Below are 23,291 nucleotides of genomic sequence, written 5' to 3'. Positions count from 1 at the left end.
GAGAAGCTTTTCACCAGCGTGGTCGCCTCGGTAGGGAATCGGAAAAGGTAGAAAAAAGGGACGGTCGAGCGACCGCCCCTTATTTGGATTCAGCTTAGAATATCGGACCGATGTAATCGGTCTGGAAACGGTTGTAGTACACGGCTTTCTCTGTGCGGTGCCCGACATGTGCGCGGCCCGCGGCGTCTATGGCGATGGCGGGGTAATACCCTGCCTGCCCGCCTTTAGTGATCGGCGCCGCGCCCCAACTGCCGCCCACGTCATCGGCGTAGTAGAGGTCGTAGGTTGAATTGTAGAAGTACGCGATGTGCAGGTTACCACCGCCGTCGATGGTGATGTCGGAGTAGTTACCCGCGAAGCCGGGCGCGTGGATGTCCAAAATCACCCAACTGCCGCTTGCGTTGGTGATGTACTGCAAATCGTCGTCATTATTTTCATAATAGGAGATGTGTACCTTGTTGGCCGCATCGGTCACGATGGCCGGGGTATCGCACCTGCCGGTCGCATCGATTACTTCCGAGGTCCAACTACCGCTTGCGTTGGTCACATATACCAACTGGTCGGTCTCGTCGACTACGGCCAAGTGCAGCTTGTCGTTGTCGTCAACGGCCATGCTCGTGTATTGCGGCGCGTCGACCGATACGGGCACTTCGATCACGGTCCACGAACCGTAACCACCCGAGGCCAAGTGCAATTTATCGTCGCCAAGGCCGTCGTCGCCGACAAACGCGATATGAAGGTCGTCGAGCGAATCCTGCACGATCGCTACCTGAATGGCAGACACCGTGCCGTCCACGACGGCCTCATCCAGCCAAGCGCCGGATTCGTTGGTCACGTAGGCTAGGCGGTGCACGGACGAAGAAATACCCACGATGTGAGCCGCATCGCTTCCATCGAGTAGAAAGTCGCCGTCGAACCCTGGGACGTCCAGATCTTCAACGTCGAAACCTCCGAGAACCGGACTGGCGTAATGCAAATATCCACCCCGATACTCGCGAAACGCCATGTGCGGCTGACCGAGCGAGTCGAGTTTCAGATGAAGCTCGTAGCCCGCGTCGCCCTCGTCCAAGATATCCTCGATGGTCCAGGTTGTTACGTCCGCGTCGGGGAGGGCCAGTTTCAGGTAATTAGCGCGGCTGTAGACGAAATGCGGCACATCGGTCGCATTCAAGGCCACGGAACTGTATTTCCCGGCCGCGAACGCGTTGTCCACAGTCTCGAGCAGCCAACTGCCCGACAAATTGTGCAGATACGCCAACGTGCTGCTGCCCACGCAGCTCACGTGTAACTTCTCGTTGCTATCAAGCGCAATGGTCACGTATTCGCTATAGCTTTGGGAATCATCCATCGTCGTTACGGCGAAGGCCCCGCCGCTGTTTTCAGCGTAATCGAGCGAGTTGTCACTGTCGTTTAGCAGGGCGACGTGCAAGTTACCGCTGCTGTCGATGATCATATCGTGCCGGTTCGCATGGTTCGGCGCGGCCGCGATCGTCGAACTCAACCAGCTCCCCGAGGCATTGGTCGCCAATTGGAGCGAGTCGTCGGTCGTTTTGGCATAACTAATGTACGCGTACCCGTCGCCGTCGACCGCGATGGCGTTGTAGCGTCCCACGCTGTCGGTAGAGACGGCAGTTTCGCTCAGCCACGTGCCGGTTTCGTTCGTCGCGTACATCAGATCCGACCCGCTTAGCTGGTAGTAGCTGATGTGCACGAAGCCGTCGCCGTCGACCGCGATATCGTTGTCGTAGCTGACGCGGGTAACCGAATCGACGGTCTCCACGACCCACGACCCGGTCTTGTCGGTCGCGTAGCCTAGGTCTTCGCCTTCCATCTGCTTGTAGGAGATGTGCAAGTAGCCGCTGGAATCGATCGCCAGCGCCGGTTCGCCCGCGTCGCTCGCGACCCAATCGAACACAGAGCCCTTGGCCGGCGTCCACTCCAGAACATAGAGCTCGCGGCCGACACACAACGCGCTGTAGAGCGTGCCGTCGTAGAACAGCGTGCTCGTTCCACTGTGGCCCGGAATTCCGCCGGCGACCCAGCGTTCGAGCGGTTCGCCGGAAGTGTCGTCATCGTTGTCATCGTCATCATCGTCGTCGTTATCATCGTCGTCGTTATCATCGTCGTCGTTATCATCATCGTCGTCATCGTCATCATCGTCGTCATCGTCATCATCATCGTCATCATCATCGTCGTCATCATCATCGTCGTCATCATCATCGTCGTCATCATCGTCGTCGTCGTCGTCATCATCGTCGTCGTCGTCGTCATCATCGTCATCGTCATCGTCATCATCGTCGTCGTCATCATCGTCATCGTCGTCGTCATCGTCGTCACCGCTGTCATCGTCGGTGGCGTCATTATTGTCATCATCGTCGTCGTCGCCGCAGGAACACGCGGCTGTCATGCTCAAGAGTAGAAAGCAAAGAAGTAACAATACCCAAGGACGCAACAAGGTTGCTCGCATAGTCCTCTCCTCTCCGTTTTATTAACGAATGTCACTCAGAAATCATGTTCTGAGAAGTCGCAACATTTTTTCGCGGACTATTTCGTGCATCCCCCCGGCGTCGGATTCGATGGCGTACCGGGCGCGTGATAGATGATGTTTGTGTACACGATTGCGTCGGCGAAAGTGCGGGGAACCGTCACATCCTGCACCTGGCTGTCGGTCGTCGCCGTGTATTGATAGGGTCCCGGGGTCGAGACGTTGAAGGTCATGTAGTACCCGTTGTCGGGGTGCGTGCTGGTCCGAGCGCCGGTGGGAATGCCCAAGGCGTCGACATAATACAGGTCGGCACCGGCGTCGTTGGTCACTTCGGCGCAACCGACATCTTCCAAGGTGACGCCGGCAAGCCATTGCACCACACCAGCCACGATGCATTTGCTGCTGTCGAGGGTCAGGCTCAGCAGCGCGGCGATACCGTTACGGTCCGTCAGGCTCACCAGCGGGAAGAACAATTCGATGGCGGTTTCGTTGTTGAATGCGTAGGTTTCAACGTAGTTGGCCAGGGTGAATTTGATGGCGAAGATGCCTTTTTCGCGGCTCGTGTTGAACGCGCAATTTCCGGTAGCGTCCGACGTGGTGGTGATGGCCGGGTCGAAGGACTCGCCGGTGGCGCTTTTCACCAATTCACACGTGACGTCTTCCAAAGCGGCAAAAGTCGTGAAATCATAAATCATGACCGAAATTTCATCCGTCGGCGGAGTTTCGTCGTCGTTATCATCGTCGTTGTCGTCGTCGTCATCATCATCATCGTCGTCATCGTCATCGCCGCCGGTGTCGTCATCGGCGCCGGTATCGTCGTCGCCGGTGTCATCGTCGGTGGCGTCGTCGTCGGTGGCATCGTCGTCGGTAGCGTCATCATCGGAGGCGTCATTGTCGTCGTCATCGTCGCCGCTACTACAATTGGCCATCAAAAGGCCGGTCGCCAAAACCAGTATCGCCAACATCGCGATAAATCCATACTTGCGAACCATCTTTATGCTCCTTTGGTTAAATCAGCACCGTAATGCCTTATAATTTCGCCTAGAGTACACCTTTTGCGAAATCGTGAAAGCTCCTATAGATCAACCGCAGCAGCTACCATCGCTGTTGTCATCGTCATCATCGTCATCATCATCATCATCGTTGTCATCATCATCGTTGTCATCATCATCATCGTCGTCGTCATCATCGTCATCGTTGTCATCATCGTCGTCGTCATCATCGTCGATGGGTGTGGTGTCGTCGTCGTCATCATCGGTACCCTGCGGGTCGCAGGTGTCGGTGTCCTCGTTGCAGATTTCGTCCTCCCCGCACGGGTTGCCTGACTGCAAGCACTGGTCGTCATTTTCGTTGCATGACTCGACGCCGGTACAAAAAGCGCCGTCGTCGGGGCAAGGGGCGGTCCCGCCTTGGCAGTCATTGGTCGTGTCGCAGAATTCCGCGCCATCGCAGAAGTCGCCGTTGTCGCAAACCGTGTCGTCGGGCACGATAATGCAATCGCGAGTCAGGTGGCAGAAATCGTCGGTGCAGCCGACGCCGTCGTCGCAGTTGGCGTCGTTAGGAACGTTGCGGCAATCGGTCTGGGCGTCGCAGGTGTCATCGGTGCAGGCAACGCTGTCGTCGCAGTTGGCGTCGTCGGGGGTTCCGGCGCAGGCGCCGTCGGTGCAGGTGTCGCCGTCGGTGCAGGCGACGCCGTCGTCACAGGATTCGCCGTTGTTGTATTCCCAGTCTTGGCCGCCGCAAATCAGGCAAGGCGTATCGGGGTGCGGTTCGCCGGTGACGTAACAATCTTCGCTTGCGGAGCATTGCGGACACTGGCCGTAAAACGCGTACGCGCGCCCCTCGAATGTCAGATCGAGTGTGTAAAACGGTGAGCCCACGATGATGTCACTCTTGTTGTCGCCGTTGACGTCGCCGGCAGTTGCGACGGACACTCCGAACAGGTCGGTTGAACGAACCGAGCGCTCCATCCATGATGGCGTCTCAGCCAGACCGACCGGCGAACCTTGGAAAAGGTAGGCAAAACTGATCGACGAAGGGAAGGGACCGGTTCCCACCACGACGTCGTCATACCCGTCCCCGTCTACATCTCCGGCAGTGGACACGCTTATGCCGTAATGCTCGTCTCGGAAGTCCGATTCAGTGACCCAGGCCACGGTCGTTGAAAGGCCGGAGGATGAGCCATGGTACACGTAGACGCAGCCCTCTTCGTCTTGGCCGTTGGTGAAACCCTCCGCCCCGATGATGACGTCTTGGTAACCGTCATTGTTGACGTCTCCCGCCCCGGACACGCAATTGCCGAAATGTGCCGAGTCGTCGCCGGATTCCTGGAACCAGTCAGGGACCGCGGACGGACCCGCCGCCGAACCGTAGAACCCGTAGACCGCGCCCGTGTCGTTCGTTCCGTAATAGGGCGCACCGACGAATACGTCGTCGTAGCCGTCGGTGTTTATGTCGCCGGCTCCAGCAACACTGGAGCCGAAATAGCAGCCACAGACACCCGATTGCGCCATCCAATCCGCCGTGGCTGAGAGCCCCGCGGCCGAGCCGAAATAGACGTAAGCGGCGCCCTCATTGACCTCGGTGTCATCGTACTCATAGGCACCGACGATGACGTCATCGTAACCGTCGCCGTTGACATCGCCGGCGGCCGAGACGCTGGCGCCGTAATGGGAAGCCTCGGTGTCGGATTCAACGAACCAGGAGGGGGTCGCCGACAGCCCGGAGGCCGAACCGTGAAAAACGTATGCCGCACCTTCATCGGTTTGCCCGTTCGTGTAGCGTTCGGCTCCCACAATGACGTCGTCGTAGCCGTCGCCGTTCACGTCGCCGGCGGACGAGACGCTGATGCCCAACATCGCGGATTCCACGTCGGACTCGAACATCCAGTTAGCCGCCACCGACAACCCCGACGCGGACCCATGAAAAACGTATGCGGCGCCTTCGCTAGCTTGGCCGTTCGAATACATCGCCGCCCCTATAATGACGTCGTCGAATCCGTCGTTGTTCACGTCGCCGGCGGACGAGACGCTATACCCAAAAGCAGCCATTTCAAGGCCGGATTCGGCAATCCAGTTGGGAACGGAAGGAAGACTCGGGTCGGCACCCGGTGGGTAGTCGACGGTGGAGTGGAGTGCGTCTTGGCCCTGGGCCGCGAACCCGACATCATAGGAAAGAAAAAATGGGATCGCAGCGGTCAGGACAATTAACATAACATGGAAAGGTTGCTTGAAAAGTCGGCGTGCTTGCATTTCTCTCCTCCAAAAAATCAATCGAACGCGATGTTGCTCGAAACATTCCAGACTGATGATTTAGTGGGCGTCTTCCCGGCACTAAAATCAAAGAAGTAGTTGTTTCTAATCATACACCGTTTGAGAAATTGTGACACATCCGGTTTCCGCGGCGATATTCTCGGCTCTTCGAAGAGCTTCACGCCGTGGTAGTGAGAGATCTTGTTGCGCAGACCTTCCATCTCGATGAGGCACAGCGCCCGCCCCCTTCGGGACCGGTCCGCGGCGAAGTTTCTCGAGGCCAACACCAAATCGCTCCAAGAATAAACCTTCGCGCTGACGCCTTCAGGAAGGGGGGCCTGCTGACTATGGAAATTCGAAAAATCTTGTATGATCGTCATCCGATTCAAGTTGGAGCCCCACGTGAAACGTGCGAAATACGGTTTGTTAATTCTCATCATGATCCTCGCGCTTGGCGGCATGTCGGCCTGCACAGCGGCAGAGCAGCCTGCGAGCCAAGCGCCCCCCGGGTTTGTGTTCCCACGATCGTTGGCAACCGCCGAGTCGCAGCAACCGGCGGCGATTGCGGCAGCCAAAGCACAAGTGGACGGCATGGCCGCGGCGGGCGTTGGTTTCACCGGGTACTATCCCCACATGGTTGCGGTTCTAAAGGCGATCGACCTGCCGCCGGATGCGGTCGTGGCCGATATCGGCGCGGGAACCGGCGTGCTCGAGTTCCTGCTGCTGGAAAGCAAGCGGCCGTTCGGCAAGCTCTACGCCGTCGACGTCAACGGGCCGGGGCTCGATTTAATGGAATACACACTGGCGGCAATGAAGTACCCGGACGCCGACAAGGTGAAAGCGTTGCGGTCGGAATCCGCCGACGTGAAACTCGACTCTGAATCGATTGACGTGGCGATTTTGCTGTCGATCCCCACTATGTTTTCCGCGACACAATCCGGCAGCACCGGGCAAAACTCCGACACGAAGGATTGTATCCGCACGCTTTGCCGCGCGCTGCGGCCGGGCGGCAAGCTGCACGGCTTCGTTAACCTCATGCCGGGCGATCCCGAAACCGTGGCACCCGAGCGGTCGGCGAATTTTCTGGAAAACGGCCTAAAAATCGAGAAGCAAACCGTCATTCAACTGTCGGATCCGAACATCCACGTGGTGATGGTCAAGCAGTAGTATCACGCGCCGGCCGGCGGCGCGGCAGCAACGCGCCGACGCGGGAGCGGTAGCGGCGGTAGTCGTCGCCGAATGCTTGGACCAGGTCACGTTCCTCGAAGTGGATGCCCAGGAAGATGTACGCCGTGAAGCCCGCGGCCAGCAGCGCCCGGCCCGCCGTCAGGTGCGGCGTCGCCCAAAGCGCGACGATCAGCCCGGCCATCATCGGGTGGCGAAGAACCTTGTAGACGCCTTTCACGACCAGTTCCGGCGTGTGGTCGCCCAGGCGCTTGCCGCGCGATTGCGGCAGGCCGATCAAGTGCCCGGCGTCGACGGTGCGAATCGACAGCAGTACGAGCAGACCACTGAGCGCCGAAAGTGCGTGCATGACGCCCCGGGCGGCCGGATGCTCGAGTTTCCAGATTGTCGCCGGCAGCGGCGACCAGAAAAGGAACAGCGCCGCCAAAACGAGCACCGAGACCATCACAAACGTACTGCGCACATAAGGCCTGGGCAGAAAACGCCGCGTCCAACGCTTGTAGGACGAACGGGCCATCACCGTGTGTTGCACTACGAAAAGTGCCAGCAAGCCCAGGTTGATCAGCATCGCCAACCACCCCGGCCGTTCCGGACCGCGATTAAGCGTGACCGGCAACCAGCGGTCGCTGATGAATAACGCCGCCCAAACAACGACTGCCGCAAACAACAACGCCCCGGCGTAGGCGTACGCCGTGCTCAACACGCTGCCTTGTTCGTGGTGTGTTTCGGTCATCAACGTTCCCCCGCAGGCCGTTGCCAAAACATGGTGGCCCGGCGGGCGATGTCAATTCTGCGGCGGGCTATTCTTTTTCGACGACGTGCTGGAAGGCGGCCAGATTTTCGGGCGTGCCGACGCACACCAGGACCTGTCCCGGGTACAGGCGGATGGTGGGGTCGGGAACGTGGGGGTGCATTCCGCCGGGGTCGTCGGCGTCGCGCATGGCCACGACATTGACGCGGAAACGCGTGCGAATGTTCAGGTCGGCGAGTGAGCGTCCGGCCAGCGACCTGCTCACCGTGATTTCCTGCGTGATCTGACCGCGCTCGACCTCCACTACGTCGGACATGGCCAGTTGCTGTTCACGTGTGGCTTGTTGGTCGCTGCGCATGTAACGCACGCCCAGGGCGCTTTGGCGCAGGATCTCGCGGTTGTAGGCGTCGATGAGGTCCGAGCGGTAGAGCACGCCGAGGAAGGTTTGGTCCGAGGCGCTCTGCACGACGGGAATCACATCGACATGGCGGTGGCTCATCAGTTTCATGGCGTCGGCCAGGTTCGTATTCGGCGTGATCGAGACGACGTTGGAGAGCATCAAATCGTCGGCCAGCACCAGCGAGCTCAGGCCCTGATCGGTGAGGACGTCTTTGATGATGTGCAGGTTGATGTCGCCCACGAGGCGCCCTTCCTCGTCGGTGACGAAGAAGTCGGTTTCGTCGCGGCTGAGCACCACCTTGACCACGGCGTCAAAGGGCAGCCAGCGAGGAATCGGCTCGTGGTCGGTCTTCATGATGTCGCGCACCTGCAGGCCTTGCAGGATGGATTGCTCGCGGCCGCCGTGAATGTTGATGCCGTTTTTCGTGTGGCGGATGGTGTAAATGGAGTCACGCATCAGCGCACGGGCGATGATGTTCGACACGGCGCAGGTGAGAATCAGCGCGAGGATAATCTGGTAATTGCCGGTCATCTCAAAGAGGATCAGCATCGCCGTGATCGGTGCGTTGGTTGCCGCGGCCACCACGCCCGCCATGCCCACCAACGCATACGCCCCTGCCGGCGCGGTTACTCCCGGCAGCAAGCTGTGCACCACGCCGCCGTACGACGCGCCCAGCAGGCAGCCGATCAGTAGTGACGGCGCGAAGATTCCGCCGCTCATGCCGCCGCCGAGCGTCAGACTCGTGGCCAGGATTTTCGCCAGCACAAGAAGCGCCATGAAGCCCAGCGCCAGTTCGCCGGCGAACACGGCGTCGATGGAGTCGTAGCCCACACCGAACACTTGCGGGAACCACACGCCGATCAGTCCCACGAGCATGCCGCCGACCACCGGCTTGAACCACGGGGGCAGTTTCACTTTGTCGAAAATGTCTTCGGCCTTGGACAGCGTCGCGGTGAACGCTACCGCCGTGATGCCCGCCGCGACGCCGAGGCCCAGGTAGGTGAATATCTCCCACGGGCTCGACAGCGAAAATACGCGCGGCAGCACGAGTGCCAGGTTGTCGCCCTCGAAGGCGCGCGCCACCACCGTGGCGATGACCGAGCTGATGGCCACCGCCGACAAGGTGCCCACGGCGAAGTCGCCCAAAATGATTTCCAAGGAAAAGAACATACCGGCTATCGGCGCGTTGAACGTGGCCGCGATGCCGGCCGCGGCGCCGCACCCGACGAAGATCTTCATCCGCTGGGGGCTTACTCGGAACAATTGGCCGATGGTGCTGCCCCAGGCGCTGCCGATGTGGACGATCGGGCCTTCACGCCCCGCCGAGCCGCCGCTGGCAATGGTCAGGGCGGACGCGAGGGCCTTGAAAATCACCAGCCGCTTGCGGATATGACCGCGTTGTAGTGCGACGGCGGCCATCACCTCGGGCACGCCGTGTCCTTTGGCTTCGCGGGCGAAGAAGTAGATCAGCGGCCCGACGATCAAACCGCCGGTGGCCGGGATGAGAAACTTGGTCCAGAAGGGGATGTCCCACAGCGTAACGTAGGTCACCCATTCGCGCGCGACGAGCCAGTGAAGCGCCGAGGCGTAGAGTAAAAAGCCTTTTTGGAAGTAGTAGATCAGGTTGCGGAAGCCGATTGCGCCCAGGCCGCCGCCCACGCCGATAAGCGTCGCCACGACGAGCAGATAGCTGTCCTCATTGCCGCGACCGCGCTCGAGGATGCGCTGGGCGTGCTCTCGTATGGAGGACCAGAAATTCGACATGCCACCTGTCCTAAAGACGGTTCTGGTTCAACGGGCGCAAAAGTTACTCCTCCGACGCCGCAGCCGCAAGGGGGCAGGGGGGGCGCGGCCTTTACCCGGCGTGCGGGGCAACGCATGATAGGGGCGAGGAGAAGGGATGGCCGCCGCAAACAAACGAAACAAAGCGAAGCGAAAGCGCCGGGTCGGCAAGACGATCGACAGCCTCGGGCTGCTGCAACGGTTGTCGGGCGAGCTACGCCTGCCGGACCTGGATCGCTCGCTCGTCTTCTCGCGGTGGATCGACATTGTCGGGCGGCGGTACGCGGAGGTCAGCCAACCGCAGCGCATTGCCGGCAGCAAGCTCTTTGTCCGCGTCGTCGACGCCATGTGGGCGGGCGACCTGCGGCAGCACTACGACATGATTCTGGAAAAAATCGAGCAGGTTGCCGGCCACTGCGGCATTCACAAGCTGCATTTTGTCATCGGTCCCATCGATGCGCCCCTGCGCCCGCGTCCGAGCAAGCCGCCCTTAAGCGACGTGGAGGTGGAAACGGCCGATATCGACGACGCCCTGGGACGCACGAAACTCGCGGGCCAACCCGAATTGCGCCAATTAATGGCCCGGGTGTGGGCCAATGGCCGCCGCCTGCAAAAACGGCGTGAGGAGAACGAAGAGTGAGCCCGCCCGGCATCTCCCGCCGCAAGCTGGCGACGGCGCTGTTTTTGATCATCGTCCCTCTGCTGCTGCTCTCGCCGCTGGCTGCGTTCGGTTTTCGTGATGCCGCCGATTACGTGATTGCCGGCAGTGCGCGTCTGTTGGGCGACTTGGGATTTGCCCGGCTGGGCATCGCGCCCGCCCTCGGCGGTCCGGAACTGCAGCGAGCAATCGGTCTGGCTTCCCCGGTGACGTTGTTGGTGCACGCGATCTTGTTTGCCGTATTGGGAGACTCTCCGGCTCCGCAACTCTTGGCGGCGCTGCTACTGCATCTGTTTATCATGGGGCTAACGGCGTTGGTGGCCTACCAATGGCGACCCAACCGCCGCACGGCCGCGGTGGCCGCGTTGCTCGTGGGCCTGCACCCGCTGGCGGCGGGAACCGTTTCTGGAATCACGCCTTTTGGCGGCATGCTGGCGATGTTCTGCGTGCTGAGCGCGGTCGCGTACACGATGGTTGTGCTCCGCGAAGGACGCTTCATGCCGGTGGTGGCTGTGACGTTGTTCGCGGTGCTGGCCTCGATCTTCGACGCGTCGGGCTTGCTCGTGGTGCCGGCCGTTTTGTTGGTCTCGTTCCTGGCGCCGCGCAATTTGGAAAAGGTGGGATGGCTGAGGCGGCTGGAGCCGCCGGTGGCCGTCGGCATCGGCGTCGGAGCAACCTACATCGTCGCGCGCGCCGTGCCGGATATGTTCCTTTCCTGGCAGCTTTTACTGGCGTGGCAACCGCGGCAACTGGCCGAAGCGACCGGTTGGTTGTTGCGCGCCCTGGCGTGGCCCGCGCTCGGCGACCTTTCCCTCGGCTCGCGCTGGCTGACGCCGCTGTTGGTGGCGATTCCCTTGGCGGCCGTGGCCACGATTACCGTTATTCGCGCGCGCCGTCGCCCCTCGGTTCTCGTATGGCCGGCGATCATATTGGCCTCGCTGCTGCCCGCGCTGTTGACGTTGCAGCCCCTGCGGCACGATGCCCCCGCGACGGCTTGGGCGGCGTTCTACCCGGCGCTCGCTTTTTTTGCGCTCTGGATCGCCGACCTTTGGCCGCGTCCCGAACTGCGGCGGACACGTATCGTACTGGCGATACTCGTGGCCGTCGTGTTGATACCGCAGACCGCGTGGATCGTGCAGCAACGCGCCGAGCGGGCGCGAAATATCCAGCGCATGGGCCAGGATCTATCGGGCCTGATCGCCGCGGTTGCCGACGGAACCGACATTGTTGTGCTCGCGCAGGCGAACACGACCGACCTGGTCGAGGCGGCGTTTTTGTCGGCTTACTATCACGGTGTCGAGACGCGCCAGGTGCGTTTTCGCATGCTGGTGGACGGTTGGCTGGCGCTGCGCGAAAGCGTCGCACCCAGCGGGCAGGCCGTCGGGAAGTTCGCCCGCCTCCCGCTGTACGATCGGCGGCAGATCATCGGCCTGGACGCTGCGCACGAGCACTTTGTGGACCTGACGAGTCTGGTGATCGCGCAGGCGGAAATCGCGCAGGACATTCTGAACCAGGATCGCAGGGGACCGCCGCCGCTGGCATTGGCCGACGAGGCGACGATCCGCACTTGGCTCGACGATCGCGCGAAATGGCGTCCGGCCGAACCGGCCACGGCCGGGTGGTTCGTCGAAGGGATCATGCTGCGTATGCACCCGCATACGGGGCGCATGCCGATGTAAACCGGGAGCATTCTGTTGACGCCCCGCATACCACTATTGCGCCGTTCGCTGCATCGCCGTCCGTGGTTCGTGTTGGCCGCGGTCGTGATCTTTTTCGTGCTGGCCGAGGGCGCGGCGCGGCTGGGCCTCCATCTCTACCTGCATCACACCTACGGATCGCGGTTGTGGGAGTTTCGGGAGGCGGACCTCGTGCCGACGCAAGACACGGGGTGGGCGTGGAACGAGCCGATGTTGTTTCGCGGCGGCGTGAACGTCGAAGAGGGGCCGCACCCCGGCCTGTTTCGTATCATCACCGTCGGCGATTCGTGCGTGTGGGGCGCGATGGTACCGCCGCCGGCGACGTTTTCGGCCAAGCTGGGCCGGCTGCTGCGCGATCGCTTCGGCCGGGGGCGGGTCGAGGTGCTCAACGCGGGCGTCGTCGGGTACGGGACGCGGCAGGTCATCACGCATTTGCGGGAAACACTCGCGCCGTACCGGCCGGATCTGGTGATCTATTACGGCACCGGTTCCAACGCCGAAGCGCGCCTGCAGGGCGCGCGGCATTCACGACTGCCGGGGCTCGAACCGCTGTCTCCCTACCTGCTGCGCAGCAAGCTGTTTTTGGTGACGGCCCATGCCGTCCGCCGTTTGACCGCACGGCGCAAGCCCGATACCTGGCTGCCGCAGAATGACGACCTCGCGGAGTTGGAATCTCTGTGTCGCACGCTCGGCGCGGACTTAGTACTCGTGGAGTATCTGCTGGTGGAGCGCGGCGGGCTGACTTCGGACATCGCGGGCGCCGGCCTGCAATTCAATGTGCCGGTCGTGCGGACCTTGGACGCCTTTCGCGAGCAAGGGCGCCCGCTCGACGAGCTGATGTACGACCACGTGCATCCCACGCCCGCCGGGCACACGCTGATCGCCTCGCGCCTTTTCACCGAAATCACCAGGCGTGACTTGGTCCGCTGAGCCCCGGCGGTTTGCGCGGCGCGGCGGCGCGGTTTAGTCTTTCCCCCAACCCTGGAACCTTCCCCGGCCACCGCCGGGTTGGCGGAGAATCTTGTGCGAAGTTTGTTGCGCCTACGTCGAAACCTGCCGAAAAAGCTGCTCTTCGCGGCGATCGCCGTCTGCGCCTTTTTCGCCTTGCTGGAGATTGCGGCGCGCGTGGGCCTGCATGTTGTGGTTAGCCGGGCTGATGGCCCCCAACTTCGGGAATTCCGCGAACAGGATTTGGTCGCCGACCGGAAAATCGGGTGGGCGTGGGACGAGCAGCAACTGTTCCGCGGCCGCAGCGACGTGGCGCCGGGCAAACCGCCGGGGCTGTTTCGTGTCGTCGCGATCGGCGACTCGTGCGTGTGGGGCGCGCTGGTTCGGCCCGAATCGACGTTCAGCGCCAAGCTTGATGCCTTGCTCAAGGAGCGCTACGGCGCCGACCGGGTCGAGGTGCTCAACGCGGGCGTCGTCGGTTACGGCACGCGGCAGGCGACCGCGCATCTGACCGAGAACCTGGCGGCCTACGAGCCGGATTTGGTTCTCTACTACGGCACCGGGCAGGAGGCGGCCTTGTGGATGCGGGGTTCCGGGCAGTCGGTCGCCCCCTCGCTGGAACGCCTGCATCCGTACCTGTTTCGCAGCAAGGCGTTTTTGGTGTTGAACCATGCGGTGCGCGCGATGCATCGTCCCTCGCCCCCGGCAACGTATTTGGAGCAAAACGACGACATCACCGCGCTGCAGGCGGCGTGCGAAGCGCTGGGCGCGCGGTTGCTGCTGGTCGAGTACCTGATGGCCGAGCGGGCCGGGATCACTTCCGACTTAGACGGCGTCGGCTACCGCTTTACGGCGCCGGTCGTTCGCACGCTGGACGCCTTCCGGGAGCAGAGTCGCCCGCCGCGTGAGTTGATCTTCGACCACGAACACCCCACGCCCCTGGGCCACTCGCTGATCGCCGTGCGCCTCTCCGAGCGCATCACGCGCGAGGGATGGATCGAGTAGGTCCCGATCACCTTGCACCGGCTTTCGGGCAAGGCTAGATTTGTCGGGTACTTCACTTCCGTCAGGCAAAAAGGGGCCCGCCATGTCCGATCTCGACAAAATCCGCGAAGCGAAGAAACGGTGGCAGGAAACGACCGTTGCCAAAACCCTTGAACGCTTTCCCGAACGACGCGAACACTTCGCGACGACCAGCGAAATCGAGATGAAACGGATGTTCACACCGGACGACACCGCCGGGCAGGATTACCTGCGCGACAGCGGTTATCCCGGCGTGTATCCCTTCACGCGCGGGGTTCAACCCACGATGTACCGCGGGCGTTTCTGGACGATGCGCCAGTACTCCGGTTTCGGTTCGGCCAAGCTGACCAACGAACGCTTCAAGTTTTTGCTCCAGCAGGGACAAACCGGCCTGTCCACCGCCTTCGATCTGCCCACGCAAATGGGCTACGACTCCGACGATCCCATGGCGCGCGGCGAGGTCGGTAAAACCGGCGTGGCCATCGACACTTTGGCCGACCTGGAGCAATTGCTCGACGGCATTCCGCTGGCGAAGGTCAGCACGTCGATGACGATCAACGCGCCCGCCGCGGTGCTGCTGGCCATGTACATCGCCGTGGGCAAAAAGCAGGGCGTGCCGGTCGAGAACCTGCGCGGCACCATCCAAAACGACGTGCTCAAGGAATACATGGCGCGCGGCACGTATATCTTCCCGCCCGAACCCTCGATGCGCATCGTTGCCGACATCTTCGAATATTGCTCGCAGCATGTGCCGAAGTGGAACACGATCAGCATCAGCGGATATCACATCCGCGAAGCGGGCAGCAGCGCCGTGCAGGAAGTCGCCTTCACCTTGGCCGACGGCATCGCCTACGTGGACGCCGCCATCAAGACGGGGCTCGACGTGGACGCTTTCGCCGGGCGGCTCAGCTTCTTTTTCAACGTGCACAACAACTTCCTGGAAGAGGTGGCCAAGTTCCGCGCGGCCCGCCGCTTGTGGGCGCGGATCATGAAAGAGCGCTTCGGCGCGAAAAATCCCAAGAGCATGATGGTGCGCTTCCACACCCAGACCGCCGGGTCGATGCTCACCGCCCAGCAGCCGCTCAACAACGTCGTGCGCGTCACGCTGCAGGCGTTGGCCTCGGTGCTCGGCGGCACGCAAAGCCTGCACACCAACAGCTTCGACGAGGCGCTGGCGCTGCCCAGCGAGCAGGCGGTGACCATCGCGTTGCGCACGCAGCAGATCATCGCCGAGGAATCGGGCGCGGCGGATATTATCGACCCGCTCGGCGGCGCGTATGCCATCGAGGCGATGACGGAGCAGATCGAGAGCGGGGCTGCGGCGTACATCGAGACGATCGACGGGCTGGGCGGCATGGTCCGGGCGATCATGAAGGGGTACCCGCAGCGCGAGATCCAGGACAAGGCGTACGAGTGGGAAAAGGAAGTCAATCGGGACGAGCGCATCATCGTCGGCCTCAACAAATACAAGCAGGAAGAGAAGCCGCTTGAGGACCTGCTGCGTGTCGATCCGGCGGTGGAACCGGAGCAGGTTGCGCACCTGGAAAAGGTGAAAGCCAAGCGCGACCAGGCCGCCGTCGATGTTGCCCTGGCCAAAATCGACGCCGCCGCCAAGAGCGGCGAGAATCTCATGCCGCCGATCCTGGAAGCCGTCGAGGCCTACGCCTCTCTCGGTGAAATCGTCAACACGTTGGTCGTCCTCTGGGGCCGCTACCAGGAAGTGATCGTCGTGTAATTGCGCCCCACAGCGGAACCTGATACACCATTTTGTCGAATCGGATGCGGCGAATCGAACAGCCTCGCCAAGCGGAGGAACGCCATGCCCAAGAAACCCGACCCGCAGGTCATCATCGTCGGCGCCGGCCCGGCCGGAGCCATCGCGGCATTCTCGTGCGCCCGCGTCGGCCTGTCGGTGCTGCTGCTGGAGGCCGCACCCGAAAAGGAATTCGGCAACCCCTGCGTGATCGAGCTGGACAAAGCGACCTTCGCCGCCTGCGCCGTGCCCGAGCCGCCGCCCGATGAAATTGCCTTCGTGCAAAAGGGCGCGCGGATATTTTCGCCCGGCGGCGTAGAAGTTATGCGGTTCAACGGCCACGCCATGTACGCGGTGTATTTGCAGCCCATGGTGCGCAGGCTAGCCGGTTACGCGCGCGATGCCGGCGCGCAAGTGAAGTTCGGTTGGCGGGTCGAGGAGCCGATCATCGAAGGCGAGCGCGTGACCGGCGTCGTGGTGCGTAGTCCGAAGGGTAGGCGAAGCAAACTTCAGGCCCAGATGGTAATCGACGCCACCGGCATTGACGCCGTGCTCACGCGGCAGCTTCCGGCCCATTGGGGCATGGATTTTGTCGACCGGCCCACCGATCACGTGCTGGCCGAGTCGCGCATGTACAAGATCGACGTGGACAAAGCGCGCGCGGCGGTGGACGCCGGATTGGTTCTCGACGACATCACGATGCACCAGGTCGGGCAAAACGGTTCGTACAGCACCCACTCGGTATTCGTATCACTGAAAAATCGGCACGCCTTTCTTTTGGTGGGAGTCAAAGAGGAAAACGCGCCGCCGACGGCCGCGATGATGATCGACAACCTCGCCGTGCGTTGCGATTTCCTCACGAAGGAAATCACCCGCGGGTCGAATACGATTCCCATACGACGGGCCGGGGCGCGCCTGGTGGCCGACGGTTTTGCCACCATCGGCGACGCCGGCCGCATGGTCGTGCCGCTTCACGCCAGCGGAGTGACGTCCGGGATGCTGGCCGGGCACGGCCTCGCGCTGCAATTATCGCGCATATTGCGTAGCGGCCGTCCGGCGACGACGGAAGCGCTGTGGCCCTGGTTGGCAGCCTATCAGCGCGGTCGCGGCGCGGTGTTGGCCAGCTACGACGCCAATCGGCGCATTCTCGAGAAGCTCGATCCCATGGAGCAAAGCGAACCCCTGATGCGCCACGGGGTCATGCAAACCGAAGATATGGAGAAAACGCTTACCGCGAAGCCCCTGCGCATCAGCGCCGAGTCCGTGCCGGGGCGTCTGTTCGGCATCACGCAAGCGCCGCGCACGGCGATCGGGTTTCTGAGTAAGACGTGGCGGTCGTTCGCTTGCGAGGCACACTGGCGGCGTTTCCCCGAGCGCTGGGATTACGAATCGTTTTACCGCTGGAAGCGCCGCGCCAACCAACTTCTGCCCTGACCTTTATTTGCGAATCGCGCACCACGGGTGGTATCGTCCCTCCTGTGCGACCTTTTTGTATAAGGAGGCACACCATGCGCTGGCGAAACCTGGTGGTGTTCGTGCTTTCGGCGACTTTTGCACTGGCCACGGCTGCGGACATCGGCGCCGAGCAAGCGGATTTGACCATCCTGGGCATGACCGAGGATTACCTCGGCCCCCTGGCCGCCGCCGGCGCGGTGCTGTCGTTGGCGGAGGAGATGCCGGCGGGATTGTACTACGGCATTCCCGATACCTGGTTCGGCTCGGGCGTTCTGGTGAGCCACCTGAACGGCAACGACCGCCGCGACCTGGCCGTCAGCGCCAACTTCCTGATGCTGCCGGGCGAGGGCGGTTTGGTCCGCGGCGCAGCGCACATATTTCTCGATCAACTCGCGTCAGATCCGCCCCCGCTTGATGACGACACGACACCGATTGACGACGACACCTCGCCGATCGATGACGACAACAATGACGATCAAGACAGAGTTGATGACGATGACACCCGCGATGACACCGATGACGATGACACAACGGCCGCCGTTGGCGACGATAACGATGATGACGACAACGATTCGGGGTGCGGGAATTGAATCAGTAAACGGTGCGCCGCGGGCTAGTGGGCTTTGCGTGTGGCAACGCCGAACCCGATATTCACTTTGGCGAAAAGTGTATGGATCATGTCGTCCGGGATGCCGCTGACCTTGCGGTCGCCCTGCTGCCAATCCGAGGCCACCGGCACGCCCATCCAACCAATCATGAAGGATTCGGCGAACAAAAAGGCCGCCCGGGATTCATCCGGCGACCCATCGATCAAGTCGAAACGAAAGCCCACCTCGAATAGCATGCCGCGTTGTTTGATATCCACCGAACCGCGGCTCGGCAGGTCGTGGCTGCCCAGCGCGGCAAGCCGGCCGTCGAGCTCCAGGACCCGTTGGGCGTAGCCGATGCCGAAGGTCGGATAGAGAAAAAACATGTCCTTACGGAATAGGGGCATCCCCCAACGACCGTATATTTCGAAGCCGCGCAATTCTGCGTGGACCGGGCGGCCGCCGGTTTTTTGGTCCCAAAAACCGCCCACTAGGGCGAAATGGGCGGTGCGCGGTATGATGAACGCGAGTTCGAAATTCCAGTCGTCGATCACTCCGGTAAAGGGGTCGACGCCGCCGCGATCCAGGTTGTGGTTGAGCCGCGTGAGGTCGTACAAACGGACGGCGCGTCCGACGGTCAGATAGTACGCCGTGTCGAAATCGCCTCCATCCGCTTGATCTCTGGGTCCGGTGTCGGGATCGGGTTCGTCGTTTTGGTCGGCGGCGAAAGCGGGCGTCAGCCAAAGGCAAAACACAAGCAGGGCGAGTGCAACGTGTCGCATGCCGGTCTCCTGCGCGATTCGAGAAGTTAGTGTCCGGCCCAGGGAACGAGACGGGCTTCCAACCGTTCCAGGACCAGGTTCAAAACATAGCCCAGCAGGCTGATCGACACCAGCCCGACGTACATACGCTCGACCAGGAAGAGTTCCCAGCTTTCCCAAATCAGGTAGCCCAGGCCGCTTTTGCTCACGAACTCCGCCGCGACGATCAGTACGAGGCCGTAGCCGACACCGAGGCGCAGGCCCGTGAAAACGAAGGGAAAAGCGCCCGGCAGGACGATGCGGAAAAAGCGCCGTACGACGCCGATTTTGAATACTTCGGAGACTTCGAAGTAGATCTGCGGGATCTGCAACACGCCGTTGAGGGTGTTGATCAACACCAGGAAAAACACGCCGATGGCAATGACGATGATTTTGGTTGCTTCGCTCAGGCCGAAGATCATGAGCAGGAGAGGCAGGATGGCGATTTTCGGAATCGGATACGTGATCGCCACCAAGGGGCTGACCACCGAGCGGAAGTTCGGGAACAGGCCCATGGTTAAGCCAATGAAAAGGCCCGGGAAAAAGCCGCAGATCGTGCCCCAAAACACCCGGCTCATGCTGGCCGTCAGGTGCGCGAAGTAAGCGTTCTCACCGGTGAGCGCATTGGTCGAGTACATCATCTCCACCGCGGTGGCGACGATCTTTGAAGGCGCGGGAAAAAAGCGCACGTCGATCCACCCCATCTGGGCCACGAATTCCCACAGACTCGCCGCAGCCAGCGGACTCACCACGTATAGCAGTCGCCGAATCAGCGCACCTTTTTCACGTTGCCCAGCAGGCACTCTTCCTCCTCCAGCCGCGAGGCGCGCTCGACTTCGTCGCGCACCACATCGCTGATATCGCTTGATAATTTTCCAAACACCGGATCTTTGCGTACGTTAAATACGTTACGCGGTCTTTCAAAGGGTATGTCGAACGAGGCTTTTATCCGCCCCGGCGAACTGGTCATCACCAGCACGCGGTCGCCGAGAATGACCGCTTCGTTGATGTTATGCGTGACGAAAAGAATCGTCTGTTGTTGTTCGGCCCATAGGTCGAGCAGCAAATCCATGAGCAGGTAACGGTTTTGGTAATCGAGGAATACGAAGGGCTCGTCCATCAGCAAAACCTGCGGATAGATGGCGAAGGCGCGGATCAGGTTGACCCGCTGGCACATGCCGCCGGACATCTGGTACGGATAGAATTTGCGAAAGCGGCTCAGGCCGACTTTTTCCACGAAGCGGTCGACGATTGTTTCCTCCAGGTCGCGGGCGATCGGGCTGGAACGCAGCACAAAGCGCAGGTTCTTTTCCAGCGTCATCCACGGAAATAAGCCGTGTTGCTGAAACACCATCGCCACGTCGGCCCCCTCACTGTCGCGACGATAGTGAATGTCGAGTTTGCCGCTGGTGGCCGGTTCGGTGCCGACGATGCCGCGCAACAGCGTTGTCTTGCCGCAGCCGGAAGGTCCGAGAAGGCAGACGAATTCCCCGCGTTTGATCTCGATGTTAATGTCTTCGTACGCGACGACCCGGCTGTCACCTTCCCCAAAAACCTTGGTCAGATTATACGTTTGGATGATGGTGTTGTTGTCCCTGGGTATCGGTATGGTCACAGCTTCTCCTTTTACGGCATAAGCTCCGTCGGGGGTGGCGGCGGAAGCGCTACGAGCAGGTCGTGGGGGCTCGGCAACACGGGTGTCGTTTGACCGGCGGGCGCGGGCAGGTGCTCCAAAATCCACGCGGCGCCCAGGTGGCCCAGCACGGCCAAACCCAACGGAGTCGGGTGTGTGATATCTCGGAAAAGATCCGGGCCCGGCACGCCTTGCTCGGCGTTGCGGCGGAAGGCCTCGTCGGAGGGCAGCAGCGGTAGATGGTTTTCGTTCAAAGCCTTCGCCAACTGACGACGCGGCGCGGAGAACAACCGATCGTGGCTGGCGTCGGACTCCCGGGCGCGATCGTATGCGTTGTAGGATTCTTCGGTTCGGCGGAGTTCCAATAGGGCGCGACCGTGCACGAAGTGGGCTTCGGCGTAGGTGTCGTCGATGGCCAGCGCCTGACGCGCGGCGGCCTCGGCTCGGGTCGATTGGCCGTTGGCGAGGGCCTCATTAGCTTCTTTCAGGGAGGAAAAGAAGCGTTTCGATTGCTCGGGATCCAACTTTTTGAAACTCAGCGACCAGATCGGCGGGCTGCCCGCTAAATCCGTCACGACCTCGTAGAACGCCGTTTGGCCCGGCAACCGTTTCGCCGCCACGGCCATCTCGCGGTAAACATCTTCCATTTTCCGCCGGGCTTCTTCCAACATGTTCTTTTGCATGTTGATTTCGTTGTCGTGGCGGTCGCCGGGGGAGAGGAAGTTGTCGACGGTCAACACCGCGTCTTTCAGGCTGCGCTGGGCGCTGGGCCCTAACACCTGCACGAGGTACAGCCTGCCGATAGCGTTGGCCACTTTGAACAGAATGGGTGCCGCGTCCGCCGTTTCGTGGCTGCCCGGCGCTTCCAGGGTCGGCACGGCGCCGCCGACATAGACGAGGGTGAAATCGGGCTGCAAAACGGCCAATTCTTCAATGATTTCCCCGAGGGTATCGGCCGACATCTGCTGCGCGGCGGCTTCGATGATCTCGAATTCGACGGCGGGTCGAGCCACCGCCAGGTATTTGCCCACGTAGGTCGACAGACTAAACCGGGTTAGCCCGGGGCCGCCATAGATCGGCGAGGACCCGACCAGGAAAACGCGAACGGTGCCGGGTTTTTTCGGCACACGAATCCGCGCCGGGCTGATTTGCCGCGGGTCCATGGGTTTGGGCGGAACACCCGATTGGCCGAAGATTTCTTCGGGTTTGGCGCTATGTGTGACGTAGGTTGTGCTTGTTTCGTCTTGGGTTTCCGCGATGTAGAAGGGACGCAGCAGGAAATTCGACTCATACAGAAGCGGCGGCTGCCACGCCAGGCGCAAGACGATTTCGGCCAGCACGAGCAAACCGATCAGGGGGAGGGGCAGAAGCCACCAACGGAATCTTGAAGTCTTTCGCGTCATATGATCCACGACCTTTTTGGAGCCGCATTGTGCCACGCAGCCCGAGGAGCGTCAAAGCGAATTCGACGCTTCGCATATCATTTGTGAAATCGGAAAAAAACGGGTTATCTCCGTATCTTCTCGTTAATAAAAGAAATAATCTATTTTGAAGGATCTTTGCGCCGGTTGCGTTATTCCAAAAACGAGCTAATTGTTACCGATAATGGTTACCAGCTTGTCGGTTACGGCTTGAGAAAGAATCTTTTGCCCTTCATCGGTAAGATGGATCAAATCGACAAACCACTCCTGGGGCGGCAGTGACGAAACCGTTTCGGCGCGCCGGGTCATATAGGGATCAAGGTAGTGGGCGCCGAGCGTCTCGACGGCGTCGATCGGCTCGCGACCGGGGGCGAGAGCGGCCCGTTCGGGGCTCAGATCGTATCGCTGGGCATCGAAAAAAGCCTTTTCGGCCGCGCCCTGATTGCCTAAATCCAGGTAGCACAACGCCATGCGGAAATGAAGGTTGGCGAATCCGGAATCCAGGACGGCAGCGTTCTCGAACGAGGGCAGCGCCGCAGTGCAGTCTCCACCGTCGGCCATCGTACAACCCCGCGAATAATGCTGAAGAAAGGCCGCGAGCTCATCGGTCGACAAGTCGTCGCTGTGCATCGAAAGAAGGGGCCGGAAACGCGTTACGTTTACCAGCGGCCCGACGAAAAGCACCTCTACACCGGCCGCGCGAAGCTCCGTGGCAATGGCGATGATTTGCGCGTCGCGCGTTTGGCGCATCACGCGATTGGCATGCCGGACGACATCTGCGCGGCGCTGCTCGCGGACGCCCGGAAATTCCCGGGGTTTGGGCAGATACGCGCGGTCCCTGGCGGCATGGGCGAGGCGCGGTGAAAACCAATCGCGTAGTAGGCGAAACAAAACGCTTCGTTCCATCAGCTTGCGCAGGGCGGTCGGCGGTGTGGCAGGGGTCGCGGGCGGCGGGGCGAGTTGGGGCCACGCGCCGGACAGATAGACGATTGCCGCCTGGGGTTGAAGCGTGCGAACGTCGGGCACCAGCAGGCGCATCATTTCCAAGTTCATCCGGCGATTCGTGAGATCGACGATTTCCACACGACGGGGCCTTACGCGGTCGGCGAGTTTATCTCGTAGATAGGTCGAGGCGGGAACCGAATCGCGCAAACCGTAGGGCGGGCTGCTGCCCAGCACGGCGACGCGCAACACGTCGGGCGGCCTTGGCACGGCCACGCGAAAGGGCCGCATGGGTTCGATGAGGACGAATTGCGTGCCATCGGCCATCGGAATGATTTCGCCGATGGACGGATCGGCCAACGTAACGTATTTTGGCTCGAGGAACGTTTCTTCGAGTGTTGATGTCTGCTTCAGAAGAGTGACGGAGATTTCCGGCGGCGCCCCAGCCCCGGCTAGACGCAAGGCGAGTTCAGTCCCGATGAACAGAACAAGAATAACAGCTAGCTGGACTACAACCCAG

At 61.3% G+C, this 23,291-nt stretch carries 18 protein-coding genes; 8 read left to right on the top strand and 10 right to left on the bottom strand.

The genetic code is table 11. From position 1 onward, the window contains the following. Window positions 1-94 precede the first annotated feature (94 nt). From P9L99_21570 to P9L99_21560, 3 genes are all read right to left on the bottom strand, one after another. Window positions 95-2,467 (bottom strand): hypothetical protein, encoded by a 2,373-nt coding sequence (locus P9L99_21570; GenBank protein ID MDP8225965.1) that lies wholly within the window; start codon window positions 2,465-2,467, stop codon window positions 95-97. Window positions 2,468-2,544: 77 nt separating this feature from the next. After that, a complete protein-coding gene (locus P9L99_21565) occupies window positions 2,545-3,477 on the bottom strand; it encodes a hypothetical protein (protein MDP8225964.1) in 933 nt (310 codons plus the stop codon). Between the two features lie 90 nt (window positions 3,478-3,567). Beyond that, window positions 3,568-5,736: an integrin alpha gene (locus P9L99_21560; protein ID MDP8225963.1), complete on the bottom strand. Its 2,169-nt coding sequence runs from the start codon at window positions 5,734-5,736 to the stop codon at window positions 3,568-3,570. Window positions 5,737-6,138: 402 nt separating this feature from the next. Here P9L99_21560 and P9L99_21555 point away from each other — a divergent pair, with 402 nt between their 5' ends. Then, a complete protein-coding gene (locus P9L99_21555) occupies window positions 6,139-6,903 on the top strand; it encodes a methyltransferase domain-containing protein (GenBank protein MDP8225962.1) in 765 nt (254 codons plus the stop codon). Here P9L99_21555 and P9L99_21550 read toward each other — a convergent pair. Together P9L99_21550 and P9L99_21545 are read right to left on the bottom strand one after the other, a co-directional pair. After that, window positions 6,893-7,654 (bottom strand): isoprenylcysteine carboxylmethyltransferase family protein, encoded by a 762-nt coding sequence (locus tag P9L99_21550; protein MDP8225961.1) that lies wholly within the window; start codon window positions 7,652-7,654, stop codon window positions 6,893-6,895. The genes P9L99_21555 and P9L99_21550 overlap by 11 nt on opposite strands. Before the next feature lie 67 nt (window positions 7,655-7,721). Beyond that, window positions 7,722-9,836, bottom strand: a complete 2,115-nt coding sequence (locus P9L99_21545; protein ID MDP8225960.1) for a chloride channel protein — start codon at window positions 9,834-9,836, stop codon at window positions 7,722-7,724. Window positions 9,837-9,972: 136 nt separating this feature from the next. Here P9L99_21545 and P9L99_21540 point away from each other — a divergent pair, with 136 nt between their 5' ends. From P9L99_21540 to P9L99_21510, 7 genes are all read left to right on the top strand, one after another. After that, on the top strand, window positions 9,973-10,494 hold the full coding sequence (locus P9L99_21540; GenBank protein MDP8225959.1) for a DciA family protein: 522 nt from the start codon (window positions 9,973-9,975) through the stop codon (window positions 10,492-10,494). Beyond that, window positions 10,491-12,191 (top strand): hypothetical protein, encoded by a 1,701-nt coding sequence (locus P9L99_21535; GenBank protein MDP8225958.1) that lies wholly within the window; start codon window positions 10,491-10,493, stop codon window positions 12,189-12,191. The genes P9L99_21540 and P9L99_21535 overlap by 4 nt, the downstream gene beginning before the upstream one ends. 15 nt (window positions 12,192-12,206) lie before the next feature. Further along, the gene (locus P9L99_21530; protein ID MDP8225957.1) at window positions 12,207-13,139 is read left to right on the top strand and encodes an SGNH/GDSL hydrolase family protein; all 933 of its coding nucleotides are present in this window, start codon (window positions 12,207-12,209) and stop codon (window positions 13,137-13,139) included. Between the two features lie 93 nt (window positions 13,140-13,232). Beyond that, entirely contained in the window at window positions 13,233-14,162 is a 930-nt protein-coding gene (locus P9L99_21525; GenBank protein ID MDP8225956.1) for an SGNH/GDSL hydrolase family protein, read from the top strand. A gap of 82 nt (window positions 14,163-14,244) precedes the next feature. Beyond that, on the top strand, window positions 14,245-15,915 hold the full coding sequence (locus P9L99_21520) for a methylmalonyl-CoA mutase family protein (GenBank protein MDP8225955.1): 1,671 nt from the start codon (window positions 14,245-14,247) through the stop codon (window positions 15,913-15,915). 84 nt (window positions 15,916-15,999) lie between these two features. Then, on the top strand, window positions 16,000-17,367 hold the full coding sequence (locus tag P9L99_21515) for an FAD-binding protein (GenBank protein MDP8225954.1): 1,368 nt from the start codon (window positions 16,000-16,002) through the stop codon (window positions 17,365-17,367). 74 nt (window positions 17,368-17,441) lie between these two features. Then, window positions 17,442-17,978 (top strand): hypothetical protein, encoded by a 537-nt coding sequence (locus P9L99_21510; protein ID MDP8225953.1) that lies wholly within the window; start codon window positions 17,442-17,444, stop codon window positions 17,976-17,978. A gap of 23 nt (window positions 17,979-18,001) precedes the next feature. Here P9L99_21510 and P9L99_21505 read toward each other — a convergent pair whose 3' ends face one another. From P9L99_21505 to P9L99_21485, 5 genes are all read right to left on the bottom strand, one after another. Further along, window positions 18,002-18,757: a hypothetical protein gene (locus P9L99_21505; protein MDP8225952.1), complete on the bottom strand. Its 756-nt coding sequence runs from the start codon at window positions 18,755-18,757 to the stop codon at window positions 18,002-18,004. A 26-nt stretch (window positions 18,758-18,783) separates the two neighbouring features. Further along, window positions 18,784-19,578, bottom strand: a complete 795-nt coding sequence (locus P9L99_21500; protein MDP8225951.1) for an ABC transporter permease — start codon at window positions 19,576-19,578, stop codon at window positions 18,784-18,786. Then, window positions 19,545-20,390 carry an ABC transporter ATP-binding protein gene (locus tag P9L99_21495; protein ID MDP8225950.1) on the bottom strand — a complete coding sequence of 282 codons (846 nt, stop codon included), beginning with the start codon at window positions 20,388-20,390 and terminating at the stop codon, window positions 19,545-19,547. The genes P9L99_21500 and P9L99_21495 overlap by 34 nt, the downstream gene beginning before the upstream one ends. A gap of 11 nt (window positions 20,391-20,401) precedes the next feature. After that, window positions 20,402-21,811: a hypothetical protein gene (locus tag P9L99_21490; protein MDP8225949.1), complete on the bottom strand. Its 1,410-nt coding sequence runs from the start codon at window positions 21,809-21,811 to the stop codon at window positions 20,402-20,404. Between the two features lie 186 nt (window positions 21,812-21,997). After that, window positions 21,998-23,233, bottom strand: coding sequence for a hypothetical protein (locus P9L99_21485; protein ID MDP8225948.1), 1,236 nt, complete (start codon window positions 23,231-23,233; stop codon window positions 21,998-22,000). Between the last annotated feature and the right edge of the window lie 58 nt (window positions 23,234-23,291).

This window comes from Candidatus Lernaella stagnicola (genome assembly GCA_030765525.1).
Taxonomy (GTDB): domain Bacteria; phylum Lernaellota; class Lernaellaia; order Lernaellales; family Lernaellaceae; genus Lernaella; species Lernaella stagnicola.
This window is presented reverse-complemented; position numbering and strand designations above follow the sequence as displayed.

What these genes read in the sequence shown, in the direction of transcription:
- P9L99_21570 (MDP8225965.1), bottom strand. Translation starts at nt 2,467, where the DNA reads ATGCGAGCAACCTTGTTGCGTCCTTGGGTATTGTTACTTCTTTGCTTT.
- P9L99_21565 (MDP8225964.1), bottom strand. Translation starts at nt 3,477, where the DNA reads ATGGTTCGCAAGTATGGATTTATCGCGATGTTGGCGATACTGGTTTTG.
- P9L99_21560 (MDP8225963.1), bottom strand. Translation starts at nt 5,736, where the DNA reads ATGCAAGCACGCCGACTTTTCAAGCAACCTTTCCATGTTATGTTAATT.
- P9L99_21550 (MDP8225961.1), bottom strand. Translation starts at nt 7,654, where the DNA reads ATGACCGAAACACACCACGAACAAGGCAGCGTGTTGAGCACGGCGTAC.
- P9L99_21545 (MDP8225960.1), bottom strand. Translation starts at nt 9,836, where the DNA reads ATGTCGAATTTCTGGTCCTCCATACGAGAGCACGCCCAGCGCATCCTC.
- P9L99_21540 (MDP8225959.1), top strand. Translation starts at nt 9,973, where the DNA reads ATGGCCGCCGCAAACAAACGAAACAAAGCGAAGCGAAAGCGCCGGGTC.
- P9L99_21520 (MDP8225955.1), top strand. Translation starts at nt 14,245, where the DNA reads ATGTCCGATCTCGACAAAATCCGCGAAGCGAAGAAACGGTGGCAGGAA.
- P9L99_21515 (MDP8225954.1), top strand. Translation starts at nt 16,000, where the DNA reads ATGCCCAAGAAACCCGACCCGCAGGTCATCATCGTCGGCGCCGGCCCG.
- P9L99_21510 (MDP8225953.1), top strand. Translation starts at nt 17,442, where the DNA reads ATGCGCTGGCGAAACCTGGTGGTGTTCGTGCTTTCGGCGACTTTTGCA.
- P9L99_21505 (MDP8225952.1), bottom strand. Translation starts at nt 18,757, where the DNA reads ATGCGACACGTTGCACTCGCCCTGCTTGTGTTTTGCCTTTGGCTGACG.
- P9L99_21490 (MDP8225949.1), bottom strand. Translation starts at nt 21,811, where the DNA reads ATGACGCGAAAGACTTCAAGATTCCGTTGGTGGCTTCTGCCCCTCCCC.